The organism is Microcoleus sp. D2_18a_B4, assembly GCF_036702475.1.
Taxonomy (GTDB): domain Bacteria; phylum Cyanobacteriota; class Cyanobacteriia; order Cyanobacteriales; family Microcoleaceae; genus Microcoleus.
Genome location: NZ_JAUBTL010000005.1, coordinates 58,703 through 80,097 on the forward strand (window position 1 = coordinate 58,703; position 21,395 = coordinate 80,097).

A 21,395-nucleotide genomic window follows, 5' to 3' on the forward strand; every position below is an offset into this window, starting at 1 on the left:
ATTAATCCCCTGACTTTTCAACAAATATTTCTGGTAAAACCCGCCCCTACAGAAATATCTCTCTTTTTTTCTTCCTTCTTCCCTCTTTCTTCTTCCGTCTTCCTTCTTCCTTCTTCCCTCTTCCTTCTTCCTTCAATTACTATTTGGCAACCTCAATCTTGTAGTCTGGGCTGATGCCGTCTGCGGCCGCGGCTACTTTTTCTCTAACGTTTTGGGGTAGAGGAACGTAGCCCAATTCGGAGCTCACTTTTTGACCTTCAGTTAAGCCGTATTCAACCATTGCCTCGATGGTTTTGGCTTTGTTGGGGTCAGCAACTGTTTTGGGGACGAGCATCCAAGTGTAGGTGACAATTGGATAGGATTGAGCGCCTTCGGGGTCTTCGATAAATGCTCGCAGGTTTTCCGGCAGCGGCACAGTCGCTAAAGCTTGAGAAGCTGACTCGTCGGTAGGTACTACAAATGTGCCTGCTTTGTTTTCCAAAGATGCAAATTTGAGATTGTTGTTTTTGGCATAGCCGTATTCTACGTAGCCGATGCTGCCAACGGTTTGCAGGAGTTGGGCTGTGACGCCTTCGTTGCCTTTTGCGCCTACGCCTACGGGCCACTGTACTGTTTTGCCGTCGCCTACTGCACTTTTCCAGTCGGGGCTGATGGCACTCAGGTGTTTGGTGAAGACGGCGGTGGTACCGCTACCGTCGGAACGGTGGACGATGGTGATGGCTTGGTCTGGCAATTTAGCGCCCGGGTTGGCCGCTGCAATTTTGGGATCGTTCCAGTTGGTAATTTTACCGGCGAAGATATCTGCGTAAACGTCTCTGGGCAGTTTCAGTGGTTCGGTTAAGTCTGGCAGGTTGTAGCCCAGGACGATGCTGCCGGCTGTCATGGGCAGCAGTATCACGCCTTTGTCTGCTGGAACTTTGGCGATTTCGTCGTCTTTCATGCCGGTGTCGCTGGCCCCAAAGTCTACTGTGCCTTTGGTAAATTGTTCGACTCCGGCGCCGCTGCCTACTGATTGATAGTTAATTTGTACTTTGGGGTTGATTTTGTTGAAGTCTTGAAACCAACGCTGGTACAGGGGGGCGGGGAATGAGGCGCCGGCTGCGGTGATGGCTACGTCTGAGGCTAGGGCGAGTTTGGTGTTTTCCGCTGTGCCGGTGGCTGCAACGGGGGATGCGCCGGGAGATGCTGCGGTGTCGCCGGGGCTGGGGCTGCTGCTCGTGTTTGGGCTGTCACTGCGGCAAGCTGCTACACTGAGGGCGATCGCCATTACGGTAATTGCTGTAGTCAGACGCTTTGGATTAATCAAGTTGAGACGAAAAAGCATAGGTATAAAAAATCTGCGATCGTTATATGGGTGTCCCGCATCAGCATAGCGCGCAAAAGTAAAGGTTAGGTTAAGAATCTTTACACTTAATGGCAATTTAATATTAATTAATATTATTAATGTTATATATGAGCTTGACAAGTGTCAACATATAAGGTATATGGCAGAGACCGAGCTACGGAAACAAGCAGTCGATCGCCCGTTAGCGAAGCCCTCGAAGAGGATCGCGAAAAATTCCCTATTAAATTATCACAAGATCGAGGCTTGAGAATCAGAAAACAATACAATGGTGGTTATTTTGATAGTAGTGCTATTATTAAGAATTTAAAAGCTGCGGGCATTGAAGCTGGCATCTGACAAATACATTCTGAGGAATGCCGTTTGATGATATAGCAACCGCCCTGACGGTTAGGACGTTCTTAATTGCACAAACATAAACGGTCGATTGCAACTTCGGTCTTCCTTCTTTCTTCTGCTATAATGCCTGCTCCTATTGAATTAATCTGGGCTGTTATTGGTTTGCTCCTGACGATAGGAGGCACTTTTTTGCCTGCATCTGTCACAATTCCGATTGGGTTGTGGGACGATCGAGGACTTCAGGCGTACTCTTTAGGTGTTACCTATCAAATTGGAGCCGTTTTGCTAGTAGGCTGCATGGGGGGGAAAAATGCTGCGGCTCTCTCGCAAATTGCCTATTTGGCATTAGGATTAACTTTGTGGCCAGTTTTTTCTCAAGGCGGCGGCATCGGCTATCTCAAAGAAGCGAGTTTTGGGTATTTGCTGGGTTTTGTACCGGGTGCTTGGGTGTGCGGCTGGGTGGCTTTTAAGGTGGCTTCGCGGCTGGAATCTATGGCTTTTAGCTGTTTGTGCGGTTTGTTCACTGTTCACGCGATCGGCTTAATTTATCTAATTTTTACTTACTTGCTGCCTCCGGCAAAAACAACACCTTTATTCGATGAGATTCTTAAATATTCGGTTTATCCTCTGCCGGGACAATTGGCGGTAGTTTGTGCGATCGCAGTGCTGTCATTTACTTTGCGCCGCTTGATGTTTTATTGATTGGGAAGGAAGAAGGAAGTTCGGCAACGGATTGTGTAACGGATTGTGTAACGGATGTAACGGATGTCAGGAAGAAGGAAGAAGGAAGAAGGAAGAAGGCAGAAGGAAGAAGGCAGAAGGAAGAGAGAAGAAGGAAGAGGGAAGAAGGAAGAGGGAAGAAGGAAGAAGGAAGAAGGAAGGAGGAAGAGGTAACTGGTAATTGTGCAAAATAAGGTTATACTATAAATTGCCCAACGGGAGAGTCCTGTCGCTGCGGCTGGGATTGCTTTTATCCACTGCATTTTGCTCGCAATGACAAGTGAGATTGGAGTAAATTCTCTCATGTCCGATGCCCCATTTTCTATTGCTTAATTCATGCGTTTTAAAAGAAATCCCTTGTTCTGGGTTGCTGCTGTTATCAGTTTAGTTTTAGACCACCTGGCTAAGTTTTGGGTGGTGCAAAATTTTGAATTGACGGTTCCTCCGCAAACGCAGCCACTGTTACCTGGGGTGTTTCACTTCACTTATGTTGTTAATACCGGTGCGGCTTTTAGTCTGTTCAGCAATGGCGGGGCGATTTGGTTGCGCTGGCTGTCTTTGGCCGTTAGTGTCGGATTGATGGTACTAGCTTGGTTCGGGCCGCGAATTAACCGCTGGGAACAAGCTGGCTACGGTTTGATTTTGGGGGGAGCACTGGGGAATGGGATCGATCGATTTGTTTCGGGCCACGTTGTAGATTTTATCGATTTTCGGATCATTCGGTTCCCCGTATTTAATCTAGCCGATGTGTTTATTAATGCTGGGATTATCTGTTTGCTGATTGCAACTTTTCACAGTGCACCGCCTACTCCGACTACTCCGAGAACTCAGGACGATCGCAATTCTATTTCAGAGTAACTTGGATTTAATGCGATCGCGCTACACTAACCCAGTGATTCGATTCGATTGATAACCGGGAAAAACTCGATCGACCTCTTCTTGATTCAGGCCTAAATGAGTCTGCAACAAAGTCGCAATCGCATCTCGGAAATCCGTCGTCACTGCTAAATCGCGCTTTTGATACAACTGACTTTCATCCAATCCCGGCCACTCGCCGTAAACTTTGCCGCCCTTAATTTTACCGCCCAAAACCCACATCACATTTCCGTGTCCGTGATCCGTGCCACCGTTGCCGTTTTCGCGCACAGTGCGGCCGAATTCTGAGATAACTACGATCGCACTTTCGGAGTAAACATCGCCCAATGCCTGCACCAAATTCGCCAAACCCTGTCCCAGAGGGCGCAATCTTCCGGCTAATAGCCCTTGAGAACTTCCTTGATTGATGTGGGTATCCCAGCCGCCGAGGGCGAGGAAAGCTAGCTGAATGCTGGAGTCTCTCGCCATCAGTCGCCCCAATTGCGTCGCGTGGCCGGGGAAACCGTCGGCTAAGGGTGCGCCGTTATTGGCGGCTTTCATTTCTGCATCCAAGCCGGCAAGCAGGGTTTGGCGGGCGGCGCGGCCTTGTCGGTATGCTTGACCTAGTTGGTCGCTGTCGCTGTAAAGTCGATCGAATGCGGTGGCGGTTTGGGGTCTGTCGATCGCGATCGGGCGGTCAGCATTTTTACCTGGCCTAAAGCTGGCAACTGCCATTTTTCCCGACAGGATGCGCGGTGTGGTGGCGCCACCATTCAGGGCTTGGACGGGGGAATTGGCGGATATGACTGACAGCAGGCGGTTCATCCATCCGTCGGGGGTTTTGTTTTTGCCGGGGGTGCCGCTTTCCATGTAGTCTTGGGCCTCGAAGTGCGATCGGGTGGGATCGGGGGAACCGCAAGCGTGGGCAAATGCGAGGGTTCCTTGCTGCCACAGCGGGGCGATCGCGCTGAGTGCGGGGTGGAGCCCGAAACGGCCGTCAAGGTCGATCGCACCGCCTTGTAGCCCCGGTTTTGGGATGGCTATTTTGGGTCGAGATTGATAGTAATTCGCCTCTTGGTAGGGAACAATTACGTTTAAGCCATCGACTGCCCCGCGCAAAAAGATGACGATTAATCGTTTATTGTTGTTGGGTGCGGCGGCTTTTACGGCTAAACCGTGGAGTCCGACTGACACAATTGTTGAAGTAGAAAGTAATCCGGTTTGGATTAAAAATTGGCGTCGGTTCATGGTAATTGGTAATTGGTAATTGGTAAAATACAAGATTGCACTCCCAAGCTTTCCCTTCTGGAAATTATCTGCGTTGATCTGTGTTTATCGGCCCTATATCTGCGGTTGACCTATCAATCAAAGATTTATGCAAGAAGTCTAATTGGTAATCGGAAATTGGGAATGGGAAATCATCAGTTCAAAATTCACACCCTGTTCCTTGTTCCTTCTTCTGCCTCTTTTATCGGTGCATAAATTCTGGACTGCCCAGAATTAAGGCGGCGCGTAAATTAGCCGGACTAGACTCGATCGCACTTTTGGTATTCGCCGAAAAGTTATTCCCCAAAGTATTAGCTAACTGCGACGAATCTATGAGAACCCTACTCTCTTTCGGGCCCATTGGTAAAGAGGAGTTAGAGGGAGTTACGATCTGAGGCAACATCCATCCCGACTCATTTTTGTCAGCGGGAGGAGAGTTTAAATACAAGGGATTGCTCGCCAAAGCAGTGACAAAACTTAACCGACGGGGGATCGCATCTGGATTCAGCCAAGCATCTCGAGTATTCTTGTAACCGTCTGGAGTTGGGCAGCCGTAAGGTGGCATTCCTAGCTGTTGCAAAGTGCCGTACAGAGGCAGAAAGTTTTCTACTGTCTTATTTGTGGCTCGCACCGCTGATATAACATATTGGTAGGGAGTTTTAAACTTAGCGCTGTAGTTTTTTTCATCCCAAAATTCCCGGCTGCGGAACAAAGTATTTAAGACTTCGCGGATATCTCCATCTGTTTCTAGAAAGCGCTGGCCCAGGCGATCTACTAAGGCATTTGGCGGGCTGTCCGCTACAAAATATTGAGCTAATTTATAACTGACGTGTTTAGCTGTGGCTGGGCTTTTGGCTAAAATATTTAAAGCTTGTTCTCCCTCGGTTTCGCCAGAACCTTTGATAGTTTGTCCCAGAAATACTTTATCGCTAAAATCATGGCGTTTGGCATCAAAATAAAAGCTGTAACCATCTTTTTTTTGCGGTCGTGGCGAAAATCCCCATCCTGTAAAAATGCGAGCTAATGCGATGACATCTTGTTGCCTATAACCGCCGTTGACGCCTAATGTATGCAGCTCCATTAACTCCCGCGCATAATTCTCATTTAATCCCTGAAACCTCCCTTGAACTCCGCTAGTTTTGGGAGCGGTATTTAGCCAGTTATCTAAATAGTATAACATGGCAGGGTGACGGGAAGTTGCACCTAGTAATTCGCGGAATTTTCCCAAAGCGTAGGGTCTAATTGCTTCTTGTTCGTAGGCTCCAACCCAGAGTCTATCTAATCCTTTGTCTGAGGAAACATTAAAATGATTGTACCAGAAATCAACCATAACTTCTTGCAGTTGGCGGGGACTTTCTGCCGATCGCAATAAACGGGCCGCTACTGCTTGTTTGAGGATGATGCGGGATTTTAGGCTGGCGGCTCTGAGTGCTTCTGGCGTTGGTTTTTGACCGTTTTGCCTGGGGGGGCGACCGTATTCGGCAAACAGTTCGGCTGGTGTTTTTTGCAGGGTTTCTAAGCTATTGATGCGGGCGGTAAGGTTCGGAGGTTCGGGGATGGTTTCTGGGGAGAGTTGCTGTTGGATGTAATTTTCTGTGCCGCGCGATCGCACTTTTTCGATATCACCCAATCGGGGGCCAAAACTGATGCGGTTGAGGAGATGCAAAATTTTGGAATTGTCGGGGGGACTGGCGGCACTGCTTGAGGCAATCAGTCCCAGCCACAAGTATAGCAATAATGCCCCATATTTAAGTTTTAGGTTCATACTAGGTGCTGGGGGAACTGTTGGTTAATTCTGTATGCTTTAGACTGGTTTGGCGGCAAAAAAAGGTTCAATAGTTTAGGGTTTCGGCACGGGCCATCGGAAACCGGATGTTTTAACCAAATACTTGCTTAAAACTCTCAATAAGAGTTAAAAAACCCGGTTTTTTTGTGGGCGAGTGCGTAACTCCTACGGTTGTTAGTCCTTAGCGATCGACACGCATACGCGGATGACACAAAATTGCGCTCGGTATATACGTGTCGATCGCTGTCGGGCTATCAATCTAGTATATAGCATAAAATGAGAGATGAAAGAGATATTATATTTTTAAGGCTAAACTTGCCCGTGACTCCTAATCCCTTTGCCCAAGAACGCTTACTATTTGCCCCAGCAACCCCCGATGCTGATGCTATCCCGACTATTTTTGCTTTTCCCAACGAGTATACGGTGGGTATTACCAGTCTCGGCTATCAGATAGTGTGGGCAACTTTGGCTGTGCGATCGGATATTGAAGTGGGCCGTTTATTTACTGATATCCGCGAACCACTTCCCCGACACCCAGAATTACTGGGATTTTCGCTTTCTTGGGAACTAGACTATGTAAATATTCTAAATTTATTGGAATCTCTCGAAATTCCGATTTGGGCGTCAAAACGAACTGATAATCATCCGATAGTATTCGGGGGCGGCCCGGTTTTTACTGCGAATCCAGAACCTTTTGCCGATTTTTTTGATGTGATTTTGCTGGGAGATGGCGAACATCTCATTGACAATTTTATTGATGCTTATAAAGAAGTCCGTACCGCCGACAGACAAACTAAATTGCGGCATTTAGCCCAAGTTCCGGGAGTTTACGTCCCCAGTTTGTACGAAGTAACTTATCTGGATGCGGCTGAGGGTATTAAATCGATTCAGCCTGTCGATTCGGGAATTCCCAGTATGGTTGAAAAACAAACTTATCGCGGCAATACTTTATCTGCTTCCACTGTGGTGACAGAAAAAGCGGCTTGGGAAAATATTTACATGGTGGAAGTGGTTCGGAGTTGTCCAGAAATGTGCCGTTTTTGTTTGGCAAGTTATCTGACTTTGCCGTTTAGAACTGCGAGTTTGGAGGGTTCGCTAATTCCGGCGATCGATCGCGGCTTAGCTGTGACTAATCGTTTGGGTTTGTTGGGTGCTTCGGTGACTCAGCACCCGGAATTTGAAGCGTTGCTGGATCATTTGAATCATCCGAAATACGACGGCGTGCGGTTGAGTCTTTCTTCGGTAAGGACGAATACGGTGACAGTTAAGCTAGCAGAAATATTGACAAACAGAGACAGCAAATCGGTGACAATTGCGGTGGAAAGCGGGAGCGATCGCCTCCGCAAAATCGTTAACAAAAAACTCACAAATGACGAAATTATTCAAGCGGCGAGCAATGCTAAAGCTGGTGGATTAAAGGGAATTAAACTTTACGGAATGGCGGGAATTCCCGGCGAAGAAATGGAGGATTTAGAGGAGACGGTGGCGATGATGCGGGCGATTAGAAAAGCTGTTCCCGGTTTGCGCTTGACTCTGGGATGCAGCACTTTTGTCCCGAAATCTCACACTCCTTTTCAGTGGTTTGGAGTGAATAAAGATGCGGAGAAGAGGCTGAAGTTTTTAGATAAAGAATTGCGGAAGTTAGGTTTAGAATTTAGACCTGAAAGCTATAATTGGTCGGTGATTCAGGGTTTGTTGTCAAAGGGCGATCGGCGGTTGTCTCGGCTGTTGGAATTAGTGCGGCATTACGGCGATACTTTGGGCAGTTATCGGCGGGCTTTTAAGGAGTTGCGGGGACAGTTGCCGGAGATGGATTTTTATGTTTTTCAAGAGTGGGAATTGGATCAGGTTTTGCCTTGGAGTCATTTAAAAGGGCCGCTACCCGAAGCGACTTTGAAGAAGCATTTGGCTGAGGCGATGAGTCATACAACACGACAGCCAAATCAAGAATGTGAGAATTCACTAAGTCCCGTTTAGTAAAAAGGAGAACTGGAAAAATGACGACGGGTTTAAAAACTCCTAGTAGCTACTATATGGAGATAATCACAACTTTTCCACCGCGTCCAATTACTTGTGAAGCTGAGTTAATCGCTACACAAAATCGGATTGATTCTATTGTGAGTCGGAGAAATCTCACGCAGGACGATCGGGATTACTTAAACGTGTTGGGTACTCTTGTTTATGATTACGAACAAAAACATGAGCCAATGCCAGTATTGAAAGGTATCGCACTACTGAAAGCATTGATGGTTGAGGACAATATTCAAGAAAAAGATTGGGTTGATATTTTTGAATCCGAGTCTTGGGTATCTGAGGTGATGAAGGGAAAGCGGGAACTGACGGCGAGTCAAATTCAAAAGTTAGCTAAGTTTTTCCATCTTTCCCCTGTGGCATTTCTTGAGTATAATGAGGAGTGAAAATAATGCTTACAAGTTTACCTTACCATCCCTCACTAATACAATCTCTCAAAAACCCCATAGATTCTGCTATGTATATAGAGGCTTTTTTTGAAGAAGAAAACCCGGAAACCGAACTGCTAAAAATGGTACTCAGCAATATATCTGAAGCTCTTGGCAAACAGCAGATGTCTCGCGAACAATATGAATGGCACTTAAAAAAACTGGATGAATTGCTGTCGCAGCACGGAAGTGATGCGATTTATAATCTGGGAACTTGGCTGAATGCTTTGGGATTGAAACTAACAGTTGCTGTTTGTACTGATACAGAGGATAATACTGCAAATGCTGAAACGCGATCGCAAATAACTGTTTAACTTAATCTAGAAAATGCCCAATTTTAAATACTCATCCTTAATTAATGCCACCGTTGAAGCTGTCTGGAACTTTCACGAAAGGCCCGACATTCTGCAACTTTTGACTCCGCCTTGGCAACCGGTGAAAATCATTCGCCGCGAAGGGGGACTCGATGTGGGTGCTGTATCAGAATTTCGCCTGTTATTGGGGCCGATTCCTGTAAAATGGGTGGCGACTCACACTGAGTGCGAACAATATCGCTTGTTTGTTGATGAACAAACTGAGGGGCCGATGGCACGTTGGACTCACCGACACGAGTTTACCTCAGAAAATGGCAAGACTAGATTGACAGATGCGATCGCATTTTCGATACCGGGCGGCCCAATTGTCGATTTGTTGTTAGGTTGGTGGGTGGAAATGCGGTTAACAGATATGTTTCGCTACCGCCACGAAGTCACAAAAAGAGAGTGCGAGAAAGATGCAAACAACGGCTGAATATTACTGTGCTTTCTGCGGCGAACCGAGTACAACTTTTGTTGATATCAGCGGTGGTATGGAACAATCTTATATCGAAGATTGTCAGGTTTGCTGTCGCCCGAATGTTCTGTATGTCAGAATAGATGAAGATACCCTGGATATTGAAATAGATACTGACTATCAAGAATAAGTGACTATCCAAATGTATGAATTGCCTGTGATGCTGACTTGGTAGAGTTCATGAATTTTGAAGCTGCTGCTTCTACGAAAGCCTGAAAAATTCGAGCGTTGAACGAACAGTTGGGCGACATTTCCGGATGCCATTGAATTGCTATCATCCAAGGGTGATAGCAGTGTTCCATTGCTTCTACCAAAGTGTCAGGTGCATTGGCTACTATTCGCCAATCGGATGTTACCTTCCGCACTGCTTGATGATGCCAGGAAACAACTGTTGTTGAAGTTTTTCCCATAATTTTTGCTAGCCGACTGGTTGGCTCAATTTCAATGGTATGCTCGATCGCACGCGGGGGAATTCCCGATCCGTGATTAACCTCGTCTCCGTAAGCATCCGGTACGTGAATCACCAAACTGCCACCGCTGGCTACGTTCAACATTTGCATTCCCCGGCAAATCCCCAACACAGGTATGTCAGCCTTCAAAGCTAGCTTTGCTAAGTTTAATTCAAAATTGTCGCGTTCTGCATTAACCGAGTAAACTGTGCGATCGACATAACCGCCATAAAGTTCTGGGTTGATATCTCCCCCGCCGGAAAAAATCAAACCATCTACTGCATCCAAAATACTAGCCGGATCTAATTGATGGGGCGGCAGTAAAATCGGAATGCCACCAGCCGCCTGAACTGCATCAATATAAGTTCCATTTAAGCGATATTCGCCTGCTGAACAGCGGTTGTATGTTGTGATGCCAACAATAGGAAATTTTTTCATTTGCTAGAGACTGGGAGATAATTATTTACATTAATACTCAGATTTGGCAGTATTTGTAATCAGTGTTTCATGGGCGGGCTACTAGGAGCAACGACCCACAATAAAACTTACTTATTGTTGTGAAACAGGCATCTTGCCTGTTTCTTGTCTGATTACTTGTGATGGATTTCTAGATTAAACTGAAAATTCCCTGCACTGCTGTCTAATTTGTAACAGTTTCAGTATTAATTTCCGGTAGGGGTTTGCGCGTGCACAGATAAGCCAGCGGCCCGAACAGCGGCACTAATGTTACTGCCCAAAATGCTGTAGAGTTCTGCATTCCTCGGCGCGCCATATCGTCTCCTAATAAGGCAGGAAATAGTAGGCAAAGCATACAAAAATCTAAACTCATTACATGGATAAAGCGGCTAGTCTGCCACTGCTGAATAAAATCAGACCAATCGCCGTTTGTCAAGCCAAAGGCAACTAAACCAACCGCAGCTAATGTTAAGAAAATTCCAGTAAAACGGGAGTCTAATATCTTTAAAAAGATATTTTTATGACTGGGAAATTCTGGATTCGGTTCGCGCAGGGCTAAATAAGGCAGCAAGGAAAAAGCGCCGACGCCAAAGGATAAAGTGGCAAATAACCATGCAGGTATTTTCTGGCCCCTGCCGTCAGCAAATAAGACGCAACTGTAGATGAGCGGCCAGACTCCCATGAGGTTGAATAACGCTACAATTAAAGGGTTGATGTCTGCTATTTTGCCTGTGGAAATATTGGTAATTAGTGTGATGGTTTTTTCTGGGCTGTCGGGTGGTGCAAATACAAAGGCGTAGGTGATAAATGCAATCCAAAGCAGCCCAAATCCAATTTTTCTGAACATAGTTAGTTTTTCTTACTTCTGATATTACTATAGCAAGCTTAAAGGGTTTTTGAATAAGACTTTTTTTATTTACCGCAGAGGACGCAGAGGACACAGAGGAAGAGAGGAGAATATCTGAATGTCTTGCTATTTGGTATGGCGGGTTTTGGGCAGATTGCTAAATTTTTGCATAAATTGGCGATCGATCCAATCTTTCCAGTACCACAACAACCGTGATTCCCACATGAAAGATCCGCGAGATGCGATCGCCCTTTTATTCCCAGTACCAATTAAGCCTAAGTATTGTTCTTGCGGTACAAAGGGTTTCAGCGGTTTTCCCAATAAAAACTGCTGCAAATTTTCAAACAGCGGTTTGCCCTGACGCACGGCAAACACGCCTGCTTTGGGACGGGGATAATTAACCATCGCAGCGATATCTCCTGCCGCAAATACGTTGGGGTGAGAGACGGATTGCAGGCAATCGTTGACTTGCATAAAGCCGTTTGAGTCGGCTGCTAAACCGGATTCTCTTATCCAATTGGCGGCCGATGCTTGTGTTACCCAAAAAATGCGATCGCACTCTAATTCTAAACCTGATTGACAGGAAATTTTGGCATTGGGCATTGGGCATTGGGCATTGGGCATCGGGCATTCTTGATTATCTTCTATGTCAATCGTTTCTGGCTTTTCTATAGCACTAACTTTTTCCATTAAATGCAGTTTAATCCCACGACTAATCAGAATTTCTTTCAGGCGGCGACGCACTCGCTGGTTATGTGCAGGCATTAATTCAGCACCGCTGTGAAACAAATGAATTTCTGATGATAAATTTTCTAAAGTTTCTTCCCTCTTCCTTCTTCCCTCTTCCTTCTTCCCTCTTCCTTCTTGCCTCTTCCTTCTTGCCTCTTCCTTCTTGCCTCTTCCTTCTTCCCTCTTCCTTTTTCCTTCTTCCTTCCCCAATCGAAACTGCATATTTAATGCTAATTCTACGCCGCCTGCACCGCCGCCAACAATCGCTATCCGCAGCGGTTTTTCGGGATGGTTTTGCCTTGCGGAAATTAACTGATTCCAGCTAGCTAAAAACTCCGGTACGGGTTTAGCTGCAATTGCATATTCAGCAGCACCCGGTACAGATAAAGTCGCAGGAGTGCTGCCGATATCCACAGAAAGCACGTCAAAGTTAAGGGGAGGGTGAGTTTGACAAATAACTAAATTTTTGTTAAGGTCGATCGCGATCGCCCGATCGATTAATATTTGACACCCGGCAAATTCAGCGAGCGATCGCAAATCGATGTGACATTCATCATAATCGTAAAACCCGGCAACGTGTCCCGGCAGCATCCCCGAATAAGGCGCGTGCAGCACATCGCTAATCAGAGTCAAACGCACACCGGGCAGCGGTTTGAGCCCGAACATTTTTAATACAATAGCATGACTGTGACCGCCGCCAATTAACACTAAATGTTTCACAATTACAGATGTTCGATCGAGATATTCCAGCACCGATATTGTACAGCACTTGCACTCCTTGGGCCGCACAGTCCGGTAAGGAAGGCTTGCAGTGCGTAATTGATTTTCCAGCAGTTAGACAGAATGCTGTCACTTACCCTCTGTCTCAGAGATTATACTGAGCTCAGTTGCGATCGCATAATACCAATTTTTTATGAAGTTGCACATATCTCGCTCCCCCTAAATCCCCCTGATTGTTGGGAGTAGGGGTTGACTTTGAGAAGAATCTTGTCCCCCCCTTATTAAGGGGGGCTAGGGGGGATCGGATTCTATGCAACCTCATAAAAAATTGGTATAACATCAATTCACCCATTTCAGTTAACCGATCCCACATTCAGCGCAAATGGCTGTAGACTGTAGAGCGAGCAAATTTTATCACCAAATTATGCCGGGGTGTGTTTCAATAACTAACTCACCATTCAAAACTATGACATTACGCATCATTCCGCGCAGTTGGCAGCGATCGATTAAAACTCTTTTCCCGCTTCTGTTTGCCCTCTCATTCATTATAGTATTGCTGGCGAACAACTTCATTCCGGCGATCGCCCAGCAACCCCGCCAGGAAATTCGCGGCGTTTGGATGACGACAAACGACAAAGACATCCTCAGAGATCGTCGCAAACTAGGAGATGCTGTCAGCAAACTAAAACGGTTAAATTTCAACACAATCTATCCCGTTGTCTGGAATTCTGGCTATGCAATGTATCCCAGCGATGTAGCGCAGCAAAAAGACATTCAACCCTTTATTTACAGAGGGTTAGAGGGACAGGATATGATCGGAGATTTAATCGCTCAAGCTCACCGCCAAGGCCTGCTAGTAATTCCTTGGTTTGAGTTTGGTTTCATGGCTCCTCCCACCTCAGAATTAGCCTTAAATCATCCCGATTGGCTGACACAAAAACAGGACGGCAGCCAAACATCAATCGGTGCAGGTGGCGAAGTAGTTTGGCTCAATCCCTTTCATCCAGAAGTGCAGCAATTCATTACCCAACTCGTACTAGAAATCACCACTAAATATAACGCCGACGGTATTCAATTTGACGATCACATGAGTTTGCCGTCTGAATTTGGATACGATGAGTACACAGTTGCTTTGTATACCAAAGAAACAAAAAAAGCTCCGCCAAAAGATTTTCAAAATCCAGCATGGGTGCAGTGGCGAGCCAATAAAATCACCGCTTTTATGTCGCAGCTAAATCAAGCCGTCAAAGCAGTAAAACCCAATGCAATTTTCTCAATTTCTCCCAATTACTACGAGTTTGCTTACAAACATCACCTACAAGATTGGCGGGCTTGGGTGCGTTTGGATATTGCCGACGAGCTAATTGTGCAAGTGTACCGTTCCAATCTAGAATCATTTGTAGACAAGATTAACCGTCCAGAAATGCAAGAAGCGCAGCAAAAAATTCCCACCGGAGTTGGGATTATGACAGGTTTGAGAAATAACCCCGTACCGATTCAGCAAATTAAATCTCAGGTGCAAGCAGTCCAAGGATACGGCTTAGGTGTCGCTTTCTTCTACTACGAAAGCTTGTGGGAATATGCACCAGAACCTCTAGCAGTTCGACTTTCTCAATTTAGCGGTTTCTTCCCGTCTTCTGCATTCCGAACAGCGCTACAAATACCCAGACGCGCGGCGACTTTCCCTCCGCCTGCGCCACCAAAACCAGACCCCAAAGCTAAGCCAGAGGAACCTACCAAAAACAGCCCACCTTCGCCATCACCAACCACGTAAAAGAATTAAAGAGTCATCAGTCATTAGTAATTTTGTAGGGTGTGCAATTAGTCCGACAGTCCGACAGGGGTTTAAACCCCTGTCTCATAGCTGAAGTCGTCTAAAGACGACTGTAGCAATTCTATCAAAGCTGTTTTTGTATAGAGTTAGCGCCGAATATATGTGTAACTCTAATTTTCAAAATTGAGATTACTATTTGAGTCGGTTTTAACTGAGATGTTGCACCATTCTCAATAAGCTTTTTAGGAACAGGCAAGATGCCTGTTCCACAAGAAAATTCACTCTTTGTGGAACAGGCATCTTGCCTGTTCTTGACAATGGTGCAAGATGTGAGTTTTAACCGACTTATGCTATTAGACAGGGACTTGAGTCCCTGGCGGCCCGTGGCAGAATGAAACAGCTATACTGGGGGCTAGGCGATACCGAGTTATGTTCCTATAAAATATCCGTATTACCAACAACTACCATCAATAAAAATGCCAACTAACCAAAAACTTTTACTTCCAAAAATGGGCTGCGGCACTTGGGCCTGGGGCAACAGATTGCTCTGGGGCTACAATGAAAGTATGGACGACGAATTGCAAGCCGTTTTCAATCTTTGTGTTAGTAACGGCGTCACTTTATTTGATACGGGGGACTCTTACGGAACAGGGAAATTAAATGGCCGCAGCGAGCAGCTTTTGGGGCAGTTTTCTCAACAATATCAAGGTGCAAATAAAGACAGTATTTGTATTGCGACAAAACTAGCTGCTTATCCTTGGAGACTGACGCGACAATCAATGATATCGGCTTGCAAAGCCTCGGCTGCGCGCCTCGGAAAAAATGTAGATTTGGTGCAAATGCACTGGTCTACAGCTAATTACGCTCCTTGGCAAGAGGGGGCTCTTTTAGATGGTTTGGCTGACCTTTACGAGCAAGGATTAGTTAAGGGAGTGGGCTTGTCTAATTACGGGCCGAAACGGCTGAAATGGGTGCATCAAAGATTTAGCGATCGCCAAATTCCTATTGTTACTTTACAAGTGCAATATTCGCTACTTTCCACCTATCCGGTGACAGAACTCGGATTGAAAGATGTTTGCGATAAATTGGGGATAAAATTGATTGCTTACAGTCCTCTAGCCTTGGGTTTGCTGACGGGTAAATATTCCGAAAATGGATCTCTTCCTAAAGGTATTCGAGGTTTGGCGTGCAAGCAGCTACTTCCGGGAATGCGATCGCTTTTGGAATGTTTGCGAGAAATAGCAACATTCAGAAACAAGACTGTTTCGCAGGTAGCAATTAACTGGTGTATCTGCAAAGAAACTATTCCGATTCCGGGGGCGAAATCTGCGGCACAGGCGAGGGATAATATTGGTGCTTTGGGCTGGGAGTTAGACTCCGGGGAGATTGCCGAATTGGATAAGGCGGCGGCAAGTGTAGATAAAAAAATGGTGCAGAATATCTTTCAAACTCGGTAAAAAGACTCTCGCGTGGGGTGGGGGCGGGTTTATTTAAGCTGTCTGCATTCTTTAAATCTTTTGGTGAACCCGCCCCTACAGTTTTTTGACGGCGGGTGCAAGAGATCGGGTTAAATAGATATGATTGCTGTAGGGGCGGGTTTTACAAACTATCATTGCCTAAAATCAATAATCTCATAAACCCGCCCCCACCGGATGACACAATCTTTCATTGATTCACACAAAACTTTTCCACACACCGCACAAACATTTCTACACCCATCCCCAACGCAGTTTCATCAAAATCAAAGCGCGGGTGATGGTGCGGGTAAGCCAAGTTTTTCTCTGGATTTGCCGAACCTAAAAAGAAATAGCAACCGGGGACTTCTTGCAAAAAGAACGACATATCCTCGCCGCCCATCGTTTGACATTCTGGAACGATTCCCGCAGGAGTTTCGACAACTGATTCTGCCACGCCGCGCACCAATTCAGCTATTCTCGAATCATTAATAACTGGCGGATAAAGCGCACAATAATCTAATTGGTAATTTGCCCCGTGACTCTGACAAATTCCGGCAATTACTTGCTCGATTCGCTGTGCAAAATAACCTTGATATGCTGGATTGAAATAGCGCACCGTGCCACCGATTTGAGCGGTGTCGGCAATGACGTTGTGGGTGTGGCCTGCGTGGAATTTGCCGACAGTTACTACCGCTGAGTCGATCGGGTCAATGTTCCGCGCGACAATTGCCTGCAAAGCGCTGACAATTTGGGCTGTAACTACGATCGAGTCCACAGTCTGATGTGGCATTGCGCCGTGTCCACCTTTGCCAAAAATGGTGCAGTCAAAAACTTCGACAGCCGCCATCAGCGCGCCGCTGCGGACGCCTACAGTGCCCAAAGGTAGATTGTTCCACAAATGCAAGCCGACGATCGCATCAACATCAGGATTCTTCAAAACACCCGCTTCAATCATCGGTTTTGCGCCTCCTGGGCCTTCTTCGGCGGGCTGAAAGATAAATTTTACCTTACCCGAAAAGCTGTGTTTGTGCTTTGCCAGATAACAGACAGTACCAAGGGCGATCGCAATGTGGCCGTCGTGGCCGCAAGCGTGCATAATTCCATCATGCTGCGATCGATAATCCACCTCATTTTCTTCTTGAATAGGCAAAGCATCCATATCCGCCCGAATTGCCAAAACCCGCCCCGGTTTGCCGCTGTCTATAGTGGCGACAATACCAGTTTTAGCAATATTAGTTTCATGCTCAATTCCCCATTCCTGCAACTTTTGCGAGACAAACTGCGCCGTTAAATTTTCATCAAAACTCAACTCCGGTCTTTGATGCAAAAGGCGACGCCATTCGACTAGCAGAGGCTGCAAATTTCTAATCTCCAGCCGCAACTGAGATAAATCGACAGAGGTGAAATTCGGTAAAGTAGAAACCATTTTTTATTCTCCTTATAGCAATTCTGAATGAATAATTTGTGAAACTCTCTCTTCTCTTTCTCTGCGCTCTCTGCGCTCTCTGCGGTTAAAAGAAAATCTTCTTCAATCTTATCTGAGTTGTGCAGGAGATTTTTTTATGAACCGCAGAGGACGCAGAGTACGCAGAGGAAGAGAAGAATGAGAAAGAGAGGTGTTGAGAATAGGGTTATTTAGAAGTCTGAGGAACTAAATTAACCCCTGGCAGTAACTGTTCTAAATCTAAATCTGAAGCAACTTTAGCTAATTTAGCAAGGTCAGTCGGGTCATCTAAATGCGGCAAAATACCCAACACAGGTATTTGAGTCAGCGACTGGATCAAATCAACGGGCGCTAAATCGGCAATTTCTTGTTCAGAATAAGCTTTAACGCAATTAAGCACAATACCTCTGAGCTTAAAACCAGTGTGTCTGGCGAGAGCAACATTCGCCACAGCTTGCCCGATCGCCCCCAACCTCACAGGTACTACCAAAACCCCCCTCAGCCGCCAATCTCTGGCAATATCGGCCACCGTCAGTTCCCGCGTTACAGGTGAGCCCAGCCCTCCCAAAGCTTCCACCAACACAAAATCCTTGCGTTCAGAGAGGCTTTGCCACGCCGTCCAGACCTTTTCTAGTTCGATACGTCTCCCCTCCCGTTCCGCAGCAATCGGCGGTGCTAGAGGCGCATCAAAGTGCAGCGGATTGAGTTCTTCGGGGGATTGGTCGAGGGCAAACAAACGGGTGTAGAGTTCGCGATCGCCCGTTCCCGTTTGCATGAGTTTCATAATTCCCAAACTGCGATCGGGAAAATACATTTGCCAATAAGCAGCCAGAGCGCTGGTCAAAACAGTTTTGCCCGCGTCGGTATCAGTTCCAGCAATTAGCAGCGAGTTCATTGGCAGATAGCTAACAATTAATTGGCATCAACCTCAGTCTAGGGGAATTTTGCCAGAAGTTTAGAGTTCTGGCGATGGTGCGGGTGTTGGTGCTGGTTCCGGTTCCGGCGCTGGTTCCGGTTCCGGTTCCGGCGACGGTGCAGGAGTTGGGGCAGGTTCCGGCGATGGTGCGGGTGTTGGGGCAGGTTCCGGCGATGGTGCGGGTGTTGGGGCAGGTTCCGGTGTTGGTGCGGGTGTTGGCGCGGGAGTTGGTGCTGGTGTTGGCGACGGCGCGGGCGTCGGTTTGGGTGCGGGAGTTGGTGCGGGCGCCGGTTTGGGCGCCGGTTTGGGCGCCGGTTTGGGCGCGGGAGTCGGCGCGGGCGTCGGAGTTGGTGCTGGGCTTGGTTCTGGGCTTGGTTCTGGCAAAGGTTCTGGGCTCGGTTCTGGCAAAGGTTCTGGGCTTGGTTCCGGCAAAGGTTCTGGGCTTGGTTCCGGCAAAGGTTCTAGGGTTGGTTCCGACAAAGGTTCTGGGCTTGGTTCTGGCAAAGGTTCTGGGCTTGGGGTTGGCAAAGGTTGGGGGGTTGGGGTTGGCAAAGGTAGCGGGTTTGGTATGGGAGTTAGTGTCGGGGTTGGGCTTGTAAGTGCTGGCGGTGTCGGAGTGGGTTTGGGGCGCGAATTGTTGAGAAATGAGCCGACTAAAGCCCAGGAACCGAAGCCTGTCAAGATTACTAAGCCGGCCAGCAGTCCGATCGCAGCGATGGGATTGTCCCAAAAAGTGTCGCCAGCAGGCTCAATTAACGGGTCTGGCTGGTTTTTTTGCGGGTGGGAACTCTGGGCGACGGGCTCTGGCGGCCTGCCCACGGCCACCGTTGCTATTAGCGAAGGGTTTGTCGGTACCACTGCTGGCGGCGCGGGCGGTACAGTTGGCTGGCTAGGTTTAGGATTAGTTTGGGCGTCGAGTGCTTGGGCGACTTCGCTGACAGATTGATATCGATCGCCGGGAGACCGGCTCAACATCCGATTCAGCACCAAAGCCAAACCCGTGCTCACCTGCGCTTGCTGCTGCCAATTCCACTGCAGCGTTGTTTGATCGAGCAATTCCTGCGGTTCTTTGCCTGTCAGCAGGACGATCGCCGTTACAGCTAAAGCGTAGAGGTCGCTGCTGGCTGTTGCCCGCCCGCTTTGCAACTGTTCCATCGGCGCGTAGCCGATTTTACCGACAGTGGTTGCGTGGGCTGTTCCTTCGGGAGACTGGACTTTGGTGGCGAGTTCCTTCACCACTCCAAAGTCAATCAGCACCGGCATTTGGTCGTTTTCGCGCCGAATTATATTTTCTGGGGAGATGTCGCGGTGGATGATGCCGCGGGCGTGGATGTGAGCGAGTACCGGCAGCATTTGCCGGATAAATACCAAGACTTCGGCTTCGGTGAAGGTGCGACCATTTGAAGTTCGATCGAGCATTAGTTCGCGGTAAGTCATTCCTTCCACGTAATCCTGCACTAAAAACAAACGCTGGTTCTCTTCAAATATTGCCCGAAACTGGGGAATTTGTGGGTGCCCAATTTGGTAAAGTATTGCCGCCTCTCTTTGAAACAATTCCTTCGATTTTTCCAAAACGTATGGCCCGCTTTGCACCGGAATCAATTCCTTCAGGGCGCAGCGTTCTTGAAACCGTCCCAAATCTTCTACTAAATAAGTCCGGCCAAATCCTCCTTGACCTAAAATATTCACCAAGCGGTAGCGGTTTTGTAGGAGAGTTCCAATAGCAATAGGTGGCTGCATAAGTTTAAGTAGAAACTGTTAAAAAATAGACGATCGCTCACAGACTTAGTAATGCTAGGTCTTTCATGCTCTTGAGCAGACTTCACTCTCTGTAGTCCCCAGTCCCGACCAAAGTTAGTATTTTACATTTTTTTGACATTCTTGGACGCCATGATGGTCAGAAACCGGGTTTTTTCACGAAAACACAGAGGTTGCCACCTGCATATCCGATCGAAAACCCGGTTTCTGCGTCAATATCTCAAGGGAGAAATGCACGATTTTTCGTAGAAACCGGGTTTTTTGGCCTTAGCCCTAATAAATTGTCGCCCCCCGGCCTAAGCCATACATCTCTATAAAACTTGAGATTATTTATGGGAGATGTCTACTGACTACTGACTACTGACTACTGACTACTGACTACTGACTACTGACTACTGACTACTGACTACTGACTAAGCTTTGCTTTCACCATGTCTTGAATTCTGTTACCGTCTGCTTTGCCCTTAAGCTGCTGCATTGCCTTGCCCATCACCTTGCCCATATCTTTTGCAGAAGTAGCGCCAACCGAGGCAATCACTTCGTCAACAACTTGACTCACCTCTTCGTCTGACATCTGCGCCGGCAAATACTCTTCAACAATTGCCAACTCCGCCTCCTCTTGTGCCACTAAATCTTCGCGGCCACCTTTGCGGTATTGTTCGATCGAATCCCGGCGCTGTTTGGCTATTTGCATCAAAATTTCCATTTCTTGAGCTTCTGTCAGCGTTTCTTGCCCGGAGGGACGGAGGCTGACTTCTTTTTCGAGAATAAATTTCTTGATGCCGCGAACTGTTTCCAAGCGAACTTTGTCCTTGGACTTCATGGCTGCTTTGATTTCTGCGTCAATGCGTTCTCTTAAGCTCATCGATTTCTACCTTGCTTTGCCCGTTATCAAAAATCTGGAGTATGCTCCGATTCTTAACTTTTTTTACAGTATTTTTCCAGTTTATTGCCTGTTGGTGGCATTTTTATCGCCTTGAACCCGGATGCCTTGGGCTTTCGACTGAATTTGGGGTGGCTGCGCTTGCAGCCTCAGCCCCAAATTGACTCTCGCCAGAACTTTTAGACGCAGTGGCACAAGTGCGATCGTACTTCTGCCAGTACAGAGTTCGCTAGAACTCACATCTTGCACCATTCTCAAGAACAGGCAAGATGCCTGTTCCACAAAGAGTAGATTTTCTTGTGGAACAGGCATCTTGCCTGTTCCTAAAAAGCTTATTGACAATGGTGCAACATTTCAGCTAGAA

Annotated in this window: 23 protein-coding genes; 12 read left to right on the forward strand and 11 right to left on the reverse strand. The window is 47.1% G+C overall.

The window, feature by feature from the left end; all coding sequences use genetic code 11:
- Positions 1-139: 139 nt before the first annotated feature.
- Entirely contained in the window at positions 140-1,324 is a 1,185-nt protein-coding gene (gene pstS / locus QUB04_RS04390) for a phosphate ABC transporter substrate-binding protein PstS (RefSeq protein WP_333281527.1), read from the reverse strand.
- A gap of 141 nt (positions 1,325-1,465) precedes the next feature.
- Here pstS and QUB04_RS04395 point away from each other — a divergent pair, with 141 nt between their 5' ends.
- The 4 genes from QUB04_RS04395 to lspA all read left to right on the forward strand — a co-directional run bounded on the left by QUB04_RS04395 (position 1,466) and on the right by lspA (position 3,259).
- Positions 1,466-1,681: a hypothetical protein gene (locus QUB04_RS04395; RefSeq protein WP_333281531.1), complete on the forward strand. Its 216-nt coding sequence runs from the start codon at positions 1,466-1,468 to the stop codon at positions 1,679-1,681.
- A 123-nt stretch (positions 1,682-1,804) separates the two neighbouring features.
- Positions 1,805-2,383, forward strand: coding sequence for a biotin transporter BioY (locus QUB04_RS04400; protein ID WP_333139483.1), 579 nt, complete (start codon positions 1,805-1,807; stop codon positions 2,381-2,383).
- The gene (locus QUB04_RS04405) at positions 2,380-2,595 is read left to right on the forward strand and encodes a hypothetical protein (RefSeq protein ID WP_333281534.1); all 216 of its coding nucleotides are present in this window, start codon (positions 2,380-2,382) and stop codon (positions 2,593-2,595) included. The genes QUB04_RS04400 and QUB04_RS04405 overlap by 4 nt, the downstream gene beginning before the upstream one ends.
- A gap of 142 nt (positions 2,596-2,737) precedes the next feature.
- Positions 2,738-3,259: a signal peptidase II gene (lspA, locus tag QUB04_RS04410; RefSeq protein ID WP_333281537.1), complete on the forward strand. Its 522-nt coding sequence runs from the start codon at positions 2,738-2,740 to the stop codon at positions 3,257-3,259.
- A gap of 21 nt (positions 3,260-3,280) precedes the next feature.
- Here lspA and QUB04_RS04415 read toward each other — a convergent pair whose 3' ends face one another.
- Together QUB04_RS04415 and QUB04_RS04420 are read right to left on the reverse strand one after the other, a co-directional pair.
- Positions 3,281-4,504 carry a DUF1501 domain-containing protein gene (locus tag QUB04_RS04415; protein ID WP_333281540.1) on the reverse strand — a complete coding sequence of 408 codons (1,224 nt, stop codon included), beginning with the start codon at positions 4,502-4,504 and terminating at the stop codon, positions 3,281-3,283.
- A gap of 220 nt (positions 4,505-4,724) precedes the next feature.
- Positions 4,725-6,287: a DUF1800 domain-containing protein gene (locus QUB04_RS04420; RefSeq protein ID WP_333281542.1), complete on the reverse strand. Its 1,563-nt coding sequence runs from the start codon at positions 6,285-6,287 to the stop codon at positions 4,725-4,727.
- Positions 6,288-6,629: 342 nt separating this feature from the next.
- On the opposite strand from QUB04_RS04420, the gene QUB04_RS04425 reads away from it, so the two are divergent.
- From QUB04_RS04425 to QUB04_RS04445, 5 genes are read left to right on the forward strand one after another with little or no spacing between them, the layout of a single operon-like run.
- Complete coding sequence (locus QUB04_RS04425) at positions 6,630-8,285, forward strand: radical SAM protein (protein WP_333281545.1); 1,656 nt, start codon at positions 6,630-6,632, stop codon at positions 8,283-8,285.
- Between the two features lie 20 nt (positions 8,286-8,305).
- On the forward strand, positions 8,306-8,725 hold the full coding sequence (locus tag QUB04_RS04430; RefSeq protein ID WP_333281548.1) for a transcriptional regulator: 420 nt from the start codon (positions 8,306-8,308) through the stop codon (positions 8,723-8,725).
- Between the two features lie 5 nt (positions 8,726-8,730).
- The gene (locus QUB04_RS04435; protein ID WP_333281551.1) at positions 8,731-9,081 is read left to right on the forward strand and encodes a transcriptional regulator; all 351 of its coding nucleotides are present in this window, start codon (positions 8,731-8,733) and stop codon (positions 9,079-9,081) included.
- Positions 9,082-9,094: 13 nt separating this feature from the next.
- Positions 9,095-9,556, forward strand: a complete 462-nt coding sequence (locus tag QUB04_RS04440; protein WP_190745192.1) for an SRPBCC family protein — start codon at positions 9,095-9,097, stop codon at positions 9,554-9,556.
- On the forward strand, positions 9,540-9,728 hold the full coding sequence (locus tag QUB04_RS04445; protein WP_006635525.1) for a CPXCG motif-containing cysteine-rich protein: 189 nt from the start codon (positions 9,540-9,542) through the stop codon (positions 9,726-9,728). The genes QUB04_RS04440 and QUB04_RS04445 overlap by 17 nt, the downstream gene beginning before the upstream one ends.
- A gap of 4 nt (positions 9,729-9,732) precedes the next feature.
- On the opposite strand, the gene QUB04_RS04450 is transcribed toward QUB04_RS04445, so the two are convergent.
- The 3 genes from QUB04_RS04450 to QUB04_RS04460 form a co-directional block, all read right to left on the reverse strand.
- A complete protein-coding gene (locus QUB04_RS04450) occupies positions 9,733-10,485 on the reverse strand; it encodes a gamma-glutamyl-gamma-aminobutyrate hydrolase family protein (RefSeq protein ID WP_333281554.1) in 753 nt (250 codons plus the stop codon).
- Positions 10,486-10,687: 202 nt separating this feature from the next.
- Positions 10,688-11,350 (reverse strand): DUF2834 domain-containing protein, encoded by a 663-nt coding sequence (locus tag QUB04_RS04455; RefSeq protein WP_333281557.1) that lies wholly within the window; start codon positions 11,348-11,350, stop codon positions 10,688-10,690.
- A gap of 126 nt (positions 11,351-11,476) precedes the next feature.
- Positions 11,477-12,745 carry an FAD-dependent oxidoreductase gene (locus QUB04_RS04460; protein WP_445301033.1) on the reverse strand — a complete coding sequence of 423 codons (1,269 nt, stop codon included), beginning with the start codon at positions 12,743-12,745 and terminating at the stop codon, positions 11,477-11,479.
- 436 nt (positions 12,746-13,181) lie between these two features.
- Between QUB04_RS04460 and QUB04_RS04465 the strand changes: the two genes are divergently transcribed.
- The 3 genes from QUB04_RS04465 (at position 13,182) to QUB04_RS04475 (ending at position 16,030) form a co-directional block, all read left to right on the forward strand.
- Positions 13,182-14,573: a glycoside hydrolase family 10 protein gene (locus QUB04_RS04465; RefSeq protein WP_333281563.1), complete on the forward strand. Its 1,392-nt coding sequence runs from the start codon at positions 13,182-13,184 to the stop codon at positions 14,571-14,573.
- Positions 14,574-14,830: 257 nt separating this feature from the next.
- Positions 14,831-14,968: a hypothetical protein gene (locus QUB04_RS04470; protein WP_333248800.1), complete on the forward strand. Its 138-nt coding sequence runs from the start codon at positions 14,831-14,833 to the stop codon at positions 14,966-14,968.
- An 81-nt stretch (positions 14,969-15,049) separates the two neighbouring features.
- Complete coding sequence (locus QUB04_RS04475; RefSeq protein ID WP_333281566.1) at positions 15,050-16,030, forward strand: aldo/keto reductase; 981 nt, start codon at positions 15,050-15,052, stop codon at positions 16,028-16,030.
- Positions 16,031-16,238: 208 nt separating this feature from the next.
- Here QUB04_RS04475 and QUB04_RS04480 read toward each other — a convergent pair whose 3' ends face one another.
- From QUB04_RS04480 to QUB04_RS04500, 5 genes are all read right to left on the reverse strand, one after another.
- Positions 16,239-17,456: a M20 family metallopeptidase gene (locus QUB04_RS04480; protein WP_333281568.1), complete on the reverse strand. Its 1,218-nt coding sequence runs from the start codon at positions 17,454-17,456 to the stop codon at positions 16,239-16,241.
- A gap of 205 nt (positions 17,457-17,661) precedes the next feature.
- On the reverse strand, positions 17,662-18,369 hold the full coding sequence (gene bioD, locus QUB04_RS04485; RefSeq protein ID WP_333281571.1) for a dethiobiotin synthase: 708 nt from the start codon (positions 18,367-18,369) through the stop codon (positions 17,662-17,664).
- Between the two features lie 60 nt (positions 18,370-18,429).
- The gene (locus tag QUB04_RS04490; RefSeq protein WP_333281574.1) at positions 18,430-20,130 is read right to left on the reverse strand and encodes a serine/threonine-protein kinase; all 1,701 of its coding nucleotides are present in this window, start codon (positions 20,128-20,130) and stop codon (positions 18,430-18,432) included.
- A 424-nt stretch (positions 20,131-20,554) separates the two neighbouring features.
- A complete protein-coding gene (locus QUB04_RS04495) occupies positions 20,555-21,013 on the reverse strand; it encodes a GatB/YqeY domain-containing protein (protein WP_333052152.1) in 459 nt (152 codons plus the stop codon).
- 81 nt (positions 21,014-21,094) lie between these two features.
- Entirely contained in the window at positions 21,095-21,343 is a 249-nt protein-coding gene (locus QUB04_RS04500; protein WP_333281578.1) for a hypothetical protein, read from the reverse strand.
- Positions 21,344-21,395 lie beyond the last annotated feature (52 nt).